This is a genomic window from Streptomyces sp. NPDC005931, from assembly GCF_042871235.1.
Classification (GTDB): domain Bacteria; phylum Actinomycetota; class Actinomycetes; order Streptomycetales; family Streptomycetaceae; genus Streptomyces.
Map to the genome: position 1 here is coordinate 333,056 of NZ_JBIAIG010000007.1, position 13,162 is coordinate 346,217.

A 13,162-nucleotide genomic window follows, 5' to 3' on the forward strand; every position below is an offset into this window, starting at 1 on the left:
GCACGAAGGCCCGGGGAGACCGGGCGGCCTCGACTCCGCCCCGGCGCGCGGTCACGAGGCAGCACCCTTGACCGTCCCGTAATCGCGCACGTGAGCGATCGGCGCGGGGCCCCTAGGCACCCCGCCCGGTGGCCGGTATCTTGCGCCCCCTGCCCACCGCGAGGTGCGGCACAAGAATGGCTCAACCAGGGGGTGTCGTGCGCGAATTCAGCCTCCCGCCGCTGGTGGGGACCCTGCCGGCCGGTGGCCTCGCGGACTCGGTGTACGAGGTCGCCGAGCGTGATCCGAAACTGGACCAGCTGTCCAGGCGGGCCGACGGGGAATGGCTGCCGGTCACCGCGGCCGAGTTCCGCGACGAGGTCACGGGGCTGGCGAAGGGGTTACTGGCCAACGGCATCCGGTTCGGGGACCGGGTCGCCGTGATGTCCCGCACCCGCTACGAATGGACGCTGTTCAGCTACGCGCTGTGGGCGGTCGGCGCCCAGGTCGTCCCCGTCTACCCCACCTCCTCGGCGGACCAGGTCCGCTGGATCCTGTCGGACGCGCAGGTGACAGCCGTGGTGGTCGAGCACGAGGACCATGCCATGACCGTGGGCGCAGCCTGTGACGGGCTCCCGATGCTGCGGGCGATCTGGCAGCTCGACGCGCACTGCGTGCGGTGGCTGACGGCTCAGGGCCGGGTCGTGCCGGACTCCGTGGTGCACCGGCACCGCCACGCGGTGCGGCCGGAGTCGGTCGCCACCATCGCCTACACCTCCGGCACCACCGGGCCCCGGCCGAGGGGCTGTGTGATCACCCACGCGAACCTCGCGGTCGAGTGCGACACCCTGTACGCGGGCTGGAAGGAGGTCCTGGCCGAGCCCGGGGAGCAGCCGACCGTCCTGGCCTTCCTGCCGCTGTCCCACATCTACGGCCTGATGGTCCAGGTGGTCTGCCTGCGCGGCGGCATCCTGCTGGGACACCAGCCCGACCTGTCCCCCGCCGCGCTGCTGCCGGCACTCGCGTCGTTCCGGCCGACGTACGTCTTCGCCGTGCCGTACATCTTCGAGAAGGTCTTCGCCGCGGCCCGGCGGGCCGCCGAAGAGGCGGGCCGGGAGGGGCTGTTCGACCGGGCGGCGGACATCGCGGTGCGCTACTCCGAGGAGACGCAGCGCCGGGACAGGGGCGAGGGAGCGGGGCCCGGGCCGATGCTCAGGGCGGCGCACGCGGTCTTCGACCGCCTGGTGTACGCACGGCTGCGGGCCGTGCTGGGCGGCCGTGCCCGGTATGCCACGTCCGGCGGGTCGCCGCTGGACCGGGAACTCGGCCTGTTCTTCGCCGGCGCCGGGATCACCATCCACGACGGCTACGGACTCACGGAGTCCACCGCCGCCGTGACCGGCCAGCCGCCGGGCCGTCCCCGGTTCGGCACCGTGGGCAGACCGCTGCCGGGGTGTGCCCTGCACATCGCCCGGGACGGGGAGATCTGGGTGCGCGGAGGCGTCGTCTTCGCGGGCTACCACCGGGACCCGGTGGCCACCGAGGCGGTGCTGCGCGACGGCTGGCTCGCCACCGGCGACGTGGGCTACCTGGACGACGACGGCTTCCTGGTGATCACCGGCCGCAAGAAGGACATCCTCATCACCAGCGGCGGGAAGAGCGTCAACCCCCGGGTGCTCGAGGAGCGGCTGCGCCGGCACCCGCTGATCTCGCAGTGCCTGGTGGTCGGTGACGACCGGCCCTACGTGGCGGCCCTGCTCACCCTCGACCCCGAGGCCGCGGAGCACTGGCAGCGGCTGCCCGGCCGGGCGCTGTCGCGCTCCCACGGGGTGACGGCGGAGCAGGAGCTGCACATGGAGATCCAGCGGGCCGTGACCATGGCGAACAGCGCGGTCTCGCGGGCCGAGGCGATCCGGGCGTTCCGGATCGTCCCCAACGAGTTCAGCACGGCCGACGGCCTCATGACACCGTCGCTCAAGCTGCGGCGGGCGGCGATCGTGGAGGCGTACGCGGCGGAGATCGAGGCTCTGTACGAGAACTGACGGTCGAGCGGACACGCGCACCGGGCCGACGTCACCGATCCGTAAGACGTCGGCCCGCTGACCGCGTGCGCCGCTCCCGGTACGGTCGCCGTCGTACCGACCCCGAGGAGTCCCCTTGCGCGCCCGCATCCTGCTTCCGGCCCTGCTGACCGCCGTGTTCGTCACCGTCACCGGTTGCGGCTCGGACGACCGCTCCCCCTCCGCCGCGGATACGGCGGAGGCCGCCCCGTCGAAGGCGGCGCCCGCCTCCGGGGGCGGCGGATCGAAGGAGGGCGCAGTGCCCGGTGTGCTGGACTTCACCGCCACCACGGTGGACGGCAAGCCGTTCGACGGGGAGTCCCTGGCGGGCAGGCCCACCGTGCTGTGGTTCTGGGCGCCGTGGTGTCCCACGTGCAAGGGACAGGCCGCGCGGACCGCCGAGGTCGCGGCCGACCACGAGGGCCGGGTCAACGTCGTCGGCGTCGCGGGCCTGGACGGGACCGCCGCGATGCGCGACTTCGTCGCCGACACGGGTACCGGCGCCTTCCCCCACCTCGCCGACGAGAGGGGGGACGTGTGGAAACGGTTTGGGATCACCGAGCAGAGCCACTACGTGATCCTCGACAAGTCCGGGAGGACCGTCTACGAGGGCGTCCTTCCCGGCGGCGAGGGCCTGGCCGGCAAGCTGGCCGGCCTGACGGGCTGACGGGCCGACGTCATGACGGACCTGCCCCTCGCGCTCGCACTCGGCGCCGGCCTGCTCGCCGCCGTGAACCCGTGCGGCTTCGCCCTGCTGCCCGCCTACCTGTCCCTTCTCGTGCTGGGCGACGAGGCTCCCGGGCGCGTCGTCGCCGTGGGCCGCGCGCTCGCCGCCACGGCCGCGATGACCGCCGGATTCGCCGCTCTCTTCGGCGTGTTCGGCCTCGCCGTGCAGCCCGTCGCCGGTCAGGTCCAGGAACACCTGCCCTGGTTCACCATCGCCTTCGGCGTGCTCGTCGCCGCCGCGGGGGCGTGGCTGCTCGCCGGGCGCCGACTGCCGGCCCCGAAGCTGCGCCGCGCCCCGGTACTGACGCGCTCCCTTGCCTCGATGGCGCTGTTCGGCATGGCGTATGCCACCGCCTCCCTCGGCTGCACCATCGCCCCGTTCCTCGCCATCGTCGTCTCCGCCTTCCGCAGCGGCTCGACGGGTGAGGGCGTGGCCCTGTTCGCGGCCTACGCCGCCGGGATGGGGCTGGTCGTGGGCGCGGCCTCCCTGACCGTGGCGCTGACCCGCACCACAGCCGTCACCCGGCTGCGCCGCCTCGGGGCGATCGCCCCACGGCTCGGCGGCGGCCTGCTCCTCGCGGCGGGCGGGTACGTCGCGTACTACGGCTGGTACGAGATCCGCGTGCAGCGCGACCCCGCCACGACCGACCCGGTCGTCGAGGCGGCGGGCACGGTCCAGCGCACCGTCGCCGACGCACTGGACGCCGCGGGCCCGGCGCTCCTGGCCGTGTTCGTGCTCCTGCTGCTCGGTGCCGCGGCAGTCCGCCGCCGGCGCTCCCGTTCGACCGCGGACTCCTGACCGGTCCCGCGAAGCGGCTCATTGCCCGGCCTGTTTCCGGGCATATACCGTTATGTCCGGCATCGTGCGAACAGGCCGCCCGGCCGCTCCCGCACCCGCCGCCAGGAGGGCCGTCATGGATCCATGGCTGATCTGGTTGATCGTCGCGGGGATCCTGGTCGTGGCGGAGATCTTCACGCTCACCGCCGCGCTCGGGCTGCTGGGCGCCGCCGCCCTGGTCACCGCCGGGGCCGCCGCGCTCGGTGCCCCGGCGCCCGTGCAGTTCCTGATCTTCGCCCTCGTCTCCACGGTCACGGTGCTCTTCGTCCGCCCCCTCGCCCTGCGCCACATGGTCCAGCCCCAGACCCAGCGGTTCGGCACGGACGCCCTGATCGGCAGGGCCGCCCACGTGGTGTCGGAGGTGACGGCCCTGGGCGGCCGGGTGCGCATCGACGGCGAGGAGTGGACGGCACGCGCCTACGACGAGACGCTCGTGATCCCCGCGGGAGCGACCGTCGACGTCATCGAGATCAGTGGCACGACCGCACTCGTCTACCCCCGGGAATGAGCCATGGAAGTCTCCGCCCTGCTCATCGCCGGCCTGATCGTCGCGCTCATCGCCGTCTTCACCATCGTGCGGGCGGTGCGCATCGTGCCCCAGGCACGCGCCCGCAACGTCGAACGGCTCGGCCGGTACCACCGCACCCTGAATCCGGGGCTGAACCTCGTCATCCCCTACATCGACCGCGTTCATCCCGTGATCGACCTGCGGGAACAGGTCGTCTCCTTCAAACCGCAGCCGGTCATCACCGAGGACAACCTGGTCGTCGAGATCGACACCGTGCTGTACTTCCAGGTCACCGACCCGCGAGCGGCCTTCTACGAGATCGCGAACTTCCTCCAGGCGGTCGAGCAGCTCACCGTCACCACCCTGCGCAACGTCGTGGGCTCCATGGACCTGGAGAAGACGCTCACCTCCCGGGACACGATCAACAGCCAGTTGCGGGGTGTGCTGGACGAGGCCACCGGGAAGTGGGGGCTGAGGGTCAACCGCGTGGAGATCAAGGCGATCGATCCCCCTCAGTCGATCAAGGACGCCATGCAGAAGCAGATGCGGGCCGAGCGCGACAAGCGGGCCGCGATCCTCGGGGCCGAGGGCCAGCGCCAGTCGCAGATCCTGACCGCCGAGGGCGACAAGCAGGCCGCGGTACTGCGGGCGGAGGGCAACCGCACCGCCGCGATCCTCAAGGCAGAGGGTCAGTCCCGGGCCATCGACGAGGTGTTCCAGGCGGTGCACCGCAACGACCCCGACCCGAAGCTGCTCGCCTACCAGTACCTCCAGATGCTGCCCCAGCTGGCGCAGGGTCCCGGCAGCACCTTCTGGGTGATCCCCAGCGAGGTCACCTCCGCGCTCGAGGGGGTCTCACGGGCCTTCGGGGAGGTGCTGCCCCGGTCGCCCGCCACCCGTGAGGAGCCGCGGGACGACAGGGCCGCCCAGGCGGCCGACGACACGGCCCGCGCCGCTCAGGCCGCGGCCCAGGCCCTCGCCGACGCCGCCGAGGCCGACCGCACCGCACCCGAGGCCCTCTCGCCCGCCCCGCCCGGCCCCGGGCCCGACGGCGCACCGCCGTCGGCATGAGCACGGCACCGCTGCCGCTGGGGCTGCCCGACGGGCTCTGTGGGTACGTGCCGGTTTCTGGATGAGGCGCCTGACCTGGCCCATCCCCAGGTCAGGCGCCCTCTCCCCTCGCCGCGTGCCGCTCGGCAGGCTGGAGCGGGTCGCGACGGCTTCCGGCCGGCGAGTCGGCCGGAGACCGTGGTGCCACTTGTCCGCCACGCCCCATTCGCGGCCGGTGCAACGGCCGACCGGCGTGGGACGGACGCCGGCGGTGGGGCGTGGCGGACCACCGTCCGACGGTGGCAACCGGGTGGCCGGACGGCGACCGGAGCGGGAGGGCGTCGAGTCGGTCACGGCCTCGGGCACGAGAAGACGAGGCCGGCCGACCGCGACGGTCCGTGGATCCTCCCGTCCGGTCAGGGCAAAGCCTGCCCTGCCGCGGGCCCCCGGCACCCGGGCCGAACGGCCCTCCCCCCACTGTCCGCCGGTCCTCGGTCATCCCTGCCGGGGAAGGCCGAAGGGCCCTGTGGCAAAAGGTCCTTCGCCCCGGGTGCGGCGCACCCGTGCCCGTCTAGCGTCCGACCCATGGACCACGGCAGCCATCCGCACCACCCGGACCTCCGTGCGCGGCGACACCGTCGTCGCCGCGCCGGACGCGTGCTGCCCCGATGTCAGGCGGGCTGACGGACGACCCCCGCTTCCTCGTGCGAGGACCGCGTGTCAGGGGCGCCGGCCGGCGCCCGGCACCCCTGTGGCGCCGTGCGGTGTGACCCACCCCCGCCATTTCTCGGACGCCGCCGCCCGCTACCCCGGACAGGCGCCGTCCTGTGCCGGGCTGCCCCCGCCCACCGCCCGTCGGTCCCTCGACGCCTCCTGACCCCCGCTCCCACGGCGGACCCCACGCGCGCCGGCCCCACCGCACCGCCCGCCCCCGCGCACGCTCCCGCCGCACCCGCGCCGTGCAGCCGACGACGACGCCGCGCACCACCGACCCGCCGCAACGCTCGCAGAAAGACGCCCCATGATCCTCGAAGATCTCCGGACGGCCTGCCGGAAGGACCCGGCCCTGCACGGCGCGCACCGCGTCGAGGTGCTGCTGTACCCGGGGCTGTGGTCCCTGTGGTCCCACCGGGTCGCCCACCGGCTGCACCGGCTCGGCGTACCGTTCCTGCCCCGGCTCATCTCCCAGGTCACCCGGGCGTTGACCGGCATCGAGATCCACCCCGGCGCGGTCATCGGCCGCCGCTGCTTCATCGACCACGGCATGGGCGTGGTGATCGGCGAGACCGCCGTGCTGGGCGACGACGTGATGCTGTACCACCGGGTGACCCTGGGCGGCACCGGCTGGTGGACGGACACCGGCTCGGCCCGCCGCCATCCCACCGTCGGCGACCGGGTCGTGCTGGGCGTGGGCGCGACCGTCCTCGGCCCCGTGCACATCGGGCACGACACCGTCGTCGGTGCCCACTCCCTCGTCCTGCGCGACGTCCCCGCCCGCTCCCGGGTCCGGACGGCGCCTGCCGACGTCGTCACGCCCGCTCCCGGAGCGACGACGACCCCGACCTGCTCAGCGCCCCCCGCGAGAAAGAAGGAACCCCATGGTGGCGATACACCCGACGATCACCACGCTGATCGGACGCACTCCCCTGGTGGAACTGCGCCGCTTCGGTGACGACCTGCCGGCGCGCCTGGTCGCCAAGCTCGAGTCGGCGAATCCCGGCGGCAGCGTCAAGGACCGCATCGCCCTGGCGATGATCGAGGACGCCGAGGCCTCGGGCGCCCTGTCGCAGGGGCAGCGGATCATCGAGCCGACCAGTGGCAACACCGGCGTCGGCCTGGCCATGGTGGCCGCCGCCAAGGGGTACCCGATGACCTTCACCATGCCCGAGAGCATGAGCCTGGAACGGCGTGCCCTCCTTCGGGCCTACGGTGCCGAGCTGGTCCTCACCCCGGCCGCCGAGGGCATGGGCGGCGCGATCGCCCGCGCCACCGAACTGGCCGGGCGCAACGGCTGGTTCATGCCGCAGCAGTTCCGCAACCCCGCCAACCCGGACGTCCACCGCCGTACGACCGCCCAGGAGATCTGGGAGGACACCGCGGGCGAGGTCGACGTCCTGGTGGCCGGTGTCGGCACCGGCGGCACCGTCACCGGTGTCGGGCAGGTGCTCAAGGAGAAGAAGCCCGGACTCACCGTGGTGGCCGTCGAACCGGCCGAGTCGGCCGTGCTCTCGGGCGACTCGCCCGGCCCGCACCGCATCCAGGGTCTCGGCGCCGGCTTCGTCCCCGAGGTCCTCGACACCGGCGTGTACGACACGATCCGGCGTGTGTCCCTCTCGGAGGCGCAGGAGGCGGCGCGCCGTCTGGCCCGCACCGAGGGCATCCTCGCCGGCGTCTCGAGCGGTGCGGCCCTGCACGCCGCCGCCACCGTCGCCCGGGACACACGGCACGCGGGCGCGCTCGTCGTGGTGGTCCTGCCGGACACCGGGGAGCGGTACCTGAGCACGGATCTGTTCGGCTAGTGCGAGGGGCCTGCGAGGGGCCTGTCGCCCGGAACAGGACGCAGGGTGGCGACGGCGCCGTGTCACCACCGTGAGCGGAGTCCGGTGCACAGCAGCCGCAAGGCGGAGGAGGGCGTCGACGCGGAGCGCCGGCGACCGACGACAACGCCGCGGATGCGCGTACCGGACCCCGCGTCCGCGGCCTGAGCCGAACGACCGGCCCCAGGGCACCGCACGCGGGGGCCGGCGGACGACAACCGCGTCCGCCGGCCCCGCGCGCCGGGTCCCGGGCGGCCCGCCTCGCGCATCTCTCAGCCGGTGCCCCTCCCCCACGGCAGGACACGTCCGAGGCGGGAGCCCCCGGCCGGTACGGCCGTCCTCGGGGGCGCGGTGACGGCGCGTACCTCGCGCAGCCCCGGGTGGCTCCGCCGCAGCTGGTGTTCCAGACGGTGCCGGAGCGTGAACCAGGCGGCGGGGCAGCCGTGGCAGGCGCCGCCGAAGCGGAAGGTGACGATGCCGTCGCGGACACCGACGAGCTCGATGGTGCCGCCGTGGGCCCGGGCGACGCCGCCCGTCGGCCCGGCCAGCAGATCCCGTGCGGCGGCGTACAGCCTCCGGTCGTCCACCGTCTCCGGCGGCCCGTCGTCGTGGGCGGCCCCCGAGGGCCCGCCGCCCGTGTCGCCGTCCGGTACGCCGGGCAGCCATCCCTCGGGCAGTTCCAGCGCCGCGTGCAGCGCGCTGCGGACCCGAGGCCCGTCCCGCCGCCAGGAGCGCCCGGCGCCGAGGCGGGTGACGACCGCGCCCGCCTCCACCGTGATCCGGCTCAGCACGCCCTCCGTCAGCAGTGCGGCCAACGGCTCCGGGACGGCGGCGGGCCGGCCCGTGCAGGAGAGGAGGCCCGCCGGGACGATCCAGCGCAGCCGGTCGGGCCGGCCCGCGACGGGCTGGGGGTGCAGGGGGATCATCGTGGCCTCAGCCGGTGAACAGGCCGGTGAGCGTGCGGGCCAGCCAGGCCATCAGCCACGCCAGCGCCGTGAGGTACGACAGGGCGATCGCCGGCCAGCGCCAGGTCCCGGTCTCCCGGCGCAGCACGGCCACGGTGGCCATGCACTGGAGCGCGTAGACGAAGTACACCAGCAGAGCGGCGACGGTGGGCGGCGTGAAGACCTTCTGCCCGGCGCGGGGGCCGTCGGAGAAGGTCATGTCGCGCAGTGCCCGCGCGGGCTGTTCGGGGTCCTCCGCGGCGGCGACCTGCCCGAGGGTGGCGACGAAGGTCTCGCGGGCGGACTGGGCCGACAGGACGGCGACGTTGATGCGCCAGTCGAAGCCCAGCGGGTCGAACACGGGGGAGACCAGCCGGCCCAGGCCGGCGGCGTAGCTGTGGTCGACGCCGTAGGCGGACACGGCCGTGGCGTCGGTGGTGTCGACGCCGTCCGCCCGCATCTGGGCGACGGAGTGCAGCGGCAGGTTCAGCAGCAGCCACAGGGCGAGGGTCGTGGCCACGATGACGGTCGTGCACTTGCGCAGGAAGGCACGCGCCGAGGACCAGATCGCCACCAGCACCGCGCGCGGGGCGGGCAGCCGGTAGGGCGGCAGCTCCATGGTGAACGGCATCCCCTGGCCGCTGCTGCCGAACCTCTGGAAGACCCAGGCGGCCAGCAGGGCGGAGACGGCACCGAGCAGGTAGAGGCCGAACATCACCAGTCCCTGTGCGCCGAACGGGCCCGCCTTCGCGGACGGGTCGACGAGCAGGCCGATGAGCAGCACGTAGACGGGCAGTCGCGCCGAGCAGGTCATCAGCGGCGCCGCCATCATCGTGGCCAGCCGGTCCCTGGCCGAGGGCAGCGTGCGGGTGGCCATGATGCCGGGGATGGCGCAGGCGAACGCCGACAGCAGTGCCACGAACGCGCGTCCCTCCAGACCGAACCGGGCCATCACACGGTCCATGAGGAACGCCGCGCGTGCCATGTAGCCCACACCCTCGAGCAGGGCGAGCAGCAGGAACAACAGCACGATCTGCGGTACGAAGACCAGCACACCGCCGACGCCGCCGATCAGGGCGTCGCCGAGCAACCCGGCCAGCCAGGGGGTGTCGATGTGGGCGGTCACGAGGTCCGACAGCCCGGCGAACAACGCCTCCACGCCCGCCTGGAGCGGGGCGGCCACGGTGAAGACCGTCTGGAAGAACAGCACCATCACCGCGAAGAACACCGCGCTGCCCCACACCGGGTGCAGCAGCACGGCATCGACCCGCCGGGTGATCCGGTGGCGTTCGGGGGCCCGGTAACCGGCGAAGGCCAGGACCGACTCCGCCCAGGCATCGCGCTCGGCGGGATCGTCGGGCGGGGTGAGGGCGGGGGCCGGCCAGTCCCGCCAGCCGGTGAGCCGTTCGCGCAGTTCAGCGATGCCGTGGCGGCGGTGGCCGACCACCGGCAGGGCCGGCACGCCGAGCGCCCGGCCCAATGCGTCGGTGTCCACCTGCCCCTGGCGACGGGCCAGTTCGTCGGTGAACGTCACCACCACGCAGGTCGGCAGGCGGCGGGTGAGGATCTGCGCGACGAACGCCAGTGAGCGTCGCAGGGTGGTGGCGTCGACGACGACCAGCAGCGCGTCCGGCCGGTCCGCGCCGTCCAGCCGGCCGTCGAGCACGTCGACGAGGATCCGCTCGTCCGGGCTGATCGGCTCGAGGCTGTACGCGCCCGGCAGGTCCTCCAGCACGAACGAACGGCCGCCGGCCCGGCAGGTCCCGACGGACCGGGCGACGGTCACCCCGGGGTAGTTGCCGGTCTTGGCGCTCAGGCCGCTCAGGGCGTTGAAGACACTCGTCTTGCCCGCGTTGGGACTGCCGACCAGGGCGATCCGGGGCGCGTCGGCCAGGGCCGCCCCCGCCCCCTCACCGGCGTCGTGGCAGCCCTTGGTCACCGGTCCACCTCGACGACGTGCACGTGTGCGGCCTGCGCGCGGCGCAGGCACAACTCGTAGTCCTTGACGCGGTAGACGACGGGATCGCGCAGCGGTGCCCGTCGTACGACGTCCACTACGGAGCCGGGGGTGAACCCGAGGTCGTGCAGGCGGCGGGCCATGGCCGGCCCGCCCTCGACGGCGATCTCCGCCACCACGGCCCGGGCGCCGGGCGCCAGTACGGCCAGGGGGCGGCGCCGGGCACCGATCGTCGCGACCGCCGGGTCCCCCGTCCTGTCGGGCTCCCACTGGGCTTCCGTCATGTACCCCTCCGCACCACCTCGTGCCGGGCAGACGGGCCCGGCACCGACTCACAAAGGTGAGGCTAGCCTTACCCACTCTGCGGGAACGGGGGCCGACCGGTCCGCGGGCGGGGGCCTGTCGGCCCTGCCGAGGGGCCGGGTGGCCCGTGGCGTGCGCCCCGCGGCAGGGCTCGGGCCGGGGGGCGCATGCTACGGTGGCGTGCAGTTGCGGTAGTGGTTCCCAGAGTGTGGCCAGTTTTTCCGGACGGGCAATCATCACAGCGGCGTGGGGCTCTCCAAGCAGACCCCCGGTACTGCCCCCGTACGGAGAAGCGTCGACATCAGAAGGGCCAGAAGGTGAACTTCGCCGCCACGCGGGGCCGGAAGGCCCCGCGATCCGAGAACGCCGCCCGCGCCTGACGCGCCGCGCGCACACCGCAGCTCGGGTCCGCACCACGGGGTGCGGGCCGACTCCTTGTTCCGCTCAGGAACTCCCCTTCACCAGATGCACTGACTCCGGCTTTCCCGAAGCCCCGGACTCGGCTGCGTCGTCTGTTCGGGTCCCCCTCGTGACTCCCGCGGCCCACCGTGCCGCCGGGACCGCGTCGGGGCCGAACCGCATCGAGAAAGGTTCTGCATGAGCCGATCAGCCGACCGGAACGACCGCTCCTCCCGCACGGCCCGCTCGGGCCGCTCCGACAACCAACGGAACGGCCGGGGTTTCCAGGGCCGGCGGCGCAACGGCGTTTCCGGCTCCGGTGGTCGTCGCTCCACCGGAGCGCAGGGCGAGTTCGCACTCCCCGTCACCCTCACCCCCGGTCTGCCCGCCGTCGAGGCGTTCGACGAACTCGACCTGCCGGCACCGCTGCTGGCGGCGCTGCGCGGCGCGGGGCTGACCGTCCCGTTCCCGATCCAGGCGGCGACGCTGCCGAACTCCCTGGCGGGCCGGGACGTCCTCGGCCGCGGCCGCACCGGTTCGGGCAAGACGCTCGCCTTCGGGCTGGCGCTGCTGGCCCGTACCGCCGGCCGGCGTGCCGAGCCCGGTCTGCCCCTCGGCCTGGTCCTGGTACCGACCCGGGACCTCGCTCAGCAGGTCACCGAGGCGCTCACCCCGTACGCCCGCGCGCTGCGGCTGCGGGTGGCGACCGTGGTGGGCGGCATGTCCATCGGGCGGCAGGCCGGCGCGCTGCGGGCCGGGGCCGAGGTCGTCGTGGCGACGCCGGGACGGCTGAAGGATCTCGTCGAGCGGCGGGACTGCCGCCTGGACCAGGTGGACATCACCGTCCTGGACGAGGCCGACCAGATGGCCGACATGGGCTTCATGCCCCAGGTCACCGCGCTGCTCGACCTGGTACGGCCGGGCGGTCAGCGGCTGCTGTTCTCCGCCACCCTGGACCGGAACATCGACCTGCTGGTGCGCCGGTACCTGCACGACCCGGTGGTGCACTCCGTGGACCCGTCGGCGGGCGCGGTCACCACGATGGAGCACCACCTGCTGCACGTGCATGCCGCCGACAAGCAGTCGGCCACCGTCGAGATCGCCGCCCGCGACGGGCGGGTGATCATGTTTCTGGACACCAAGCACGCCGTGGACCGGCTCACCACGCAGTTGCTGCGCAGCGGTGTGCGGGCCGCCGCCCTGCACGGAGGGAAGTCGCAGCCGCAGCGCAACCGGGCGCTGGCCTGGTTCAAGACCGGGGACGTCTCGGTGCTGGTGGCTACGAACGTCGCCGCGCGCGGCATTCACGTCGACGACCTCGACCTCGTCGTGAACGTCGATCCGCCGGGTGACCACAAGGACTACCTGCACCGCGGCGGCCGTACCGCCCGGGCGGGCGAGTCCGGCAGCGTCGTCACGCTGGTCCTGCCGGAACAGCGCCGGGAGGTGAGCCGTCTGCTGGCGACCGCGGGCATCACCCCGACGGTGACCGAGGTGCGTTCCGGTGAGGCGGAACTGTCCCGCATCACCGGCGCGCGGCAGCCCTCGGGGGTTCCCGTCGTCATCACGCCGCCCGTGACCGAGCCCGCCAAGCGCCGCTCCTCGGCGTCCCGCGGCCGGGCCGGCCGGCCCGGCCGCGGCGGGCGCGCCGGTGCCGGGTCAACGGTCCGCGGGCAGGCGGGCGGGGGCCGGTCCGCACGCAGCGGTGCCGCGTGACGACCGGCTGACGGCCGCGCACCCGGAGGGGGGGGGGGGGGGGGGGCGCGGGGGGGGGGGGGCCGGCGCGCGGGCGCGGGGGGGGGGGGGGGCCGCGGCCGGGGGGGGGGGGCGCGCCCCCCCCCCCCACGACGGACAGTTCGTG

At 74.1% G+C, this 13,162-nt stretch carries 11 protein-coding genes; 8 read left to right on the forward strand and 3 right to left on the reverse strand.

Translation table 11 applies throughout. From position 1 onward, the window contains the following. Positions 1 to 176: 176 nt before the first annotated feature. The 7 genes from ACFYOV_RS19380 (at position 177) to cysK (ending at position 7,680) form a co-directional block, all read left to right on the forward strand. Positions 177 to 2,021 carry an AMP-dependent synthetase/ligase gene (locus tag ACFYOV_RS19380; RefSeq protein ID WP_389089216.1) on the forward strand — a complete coding sequence of 615 codons (1,845 nt, stop codon included), beginning with the start codon at positions 177 to 179 and terminating at the stop codon, positions 2,019 to 2,021. Between the two features lie 115 nt (positions 2,022 to 2,136). After that, positions 2,137 to 2,706, forward strand: coding sequence for a redoxin domain-containing protein (locus ACFYOV_RS19385; RefSeq protein WP_389089217.1), 570 nt, complete (start codon positions 2,137 to 2,139; stop codon positions 2,704 to 2,706). A gap of 12 nt (positions 2,707 to 2,718) precedes the next feature. Beyond that, complete coding sequence (locus ACFYOV_RS19390) at positions 2,719 to 3,564, forward strand: cytochrome c biogenesis CcdA family protein (RefSeq protein ID WP_389089218.1); 846 nt, start codon at positions 2,719 to 2,721, stop codon at positions 3,562 to 3,564. 115 nt (positions 3,565 to 3,679) lie between these two features. After that, positions 3,680 to 4,111, forward strand: a complete 432-nt coding sequence (locus tag ACFYOV_RS19395) for an NfeD family protein (RefSeq protein WP_389089220.1) — start codon at positions 3,680 to 3,682, stop codon at positions 4,109 to 4,111. 3 nt (positions 4,112 to 4,114) lie between these two features. Beyond that, positions 4,115 to 5,182, forward strand: coding sequence for an SPFH domain-containing protein (locus tag ACFYOV_RS19400; protein WP_389089221.1), 1,068 nt, complete (start codon positions 4,115 to 4,117; stop codon positions 5,180 to 5,182). A gap of 1,000 nt (positions 5,183 to 6,182) precedes the next feature. Then, entirely contained in the window at positions 6,183 to 6,833 is a 651-nt protein-coding gene (gene epsC / locus ACFYOV_RS19405; RefSeq protein ID WP_389089222.1) for a serine O-acetyltransferase EpsC, read from the forward strand. Continuing rightward, positions 6,760 to 7,680, forward strand: a complete 921-nt coding sequence (gene cysK, locus ACFYOV_RS19410; protein ID WP_389089224.1) for a cysteine synthase A — start codon at positions 6,760 to 6,762, stop codon at positions 7,678 to 7,680. The genes epsC and cysK overlap by 74 nt, the downstream gene beginning before the upstream one ends. Before the next feature lie 290 nt (positions 7,681 to 7,970). On the opposite strand, the gene ACFYOV_RS19415 is transcribed toward cysK, so the two are convergent. From ACFYOV_RS19415 to ACFYOV_RS19425, 3 genes are read right to left on the reverse strand one after another with little or no spacing between them, the layout of a single operon-like run. Then, complete coding sequence (locus ACFYOV_RS19415; protein WP_389089225.1) at positions 7,971 to 8,624, reverse strand: NifU family protein; 654 nt, start codon at positions 8,622 to 8,624, stop codon at positions 7,971 to 7,973. Positions 8,625 to 8,631: 7 nt separating this feature from the next. After that, on the reverse strand, positions 8,632 to 10,581 hold the full coding sequence (locus tag ACFYOV_RS19420) for a ferrous iron transporter B (protein ID WP_389089226.1): 1,950 nt from the start codon (positions 10,579 to 10,581) through the stop codon (positions 8,632 to 8,634). Then, on the reverse strand, positions 10,578 to 10,883 hold the full coding sequence (locus ACFYOV_RS19425; protein ID WP_389089227.1) for a ferrous iron transport protein A: 306 nt from the start codon (positions 10,881 to 10,883) through the stop codon (positions 10,578 to 10,580). The genes ACFYOV_RS19420 and ACFYOV_RS19425 overlap by 4 nt, the downstream gene beginning before the upstream one ends. Positions 10,884 to 11,499: 616 nt before the next feature. Between ACFYOV_RS19425 and ACFYOV_RS19430 the strand changes: the two genes are divergently transcribed. After that, positions 11,500 to 13,017: a DEAD/DEAH box helicase gene (locus tag ACFYOV_RS19430; protein ID WP_389089228.1), complete on the forward strand. Its 1,518-nt coding sequence runs from the start codon at positions 11,500 to 11,502 to the stop codon at positions 13,015 to 13,017. Positions 13,018 to 13,162: the final 145 nt, after the last annotated feature.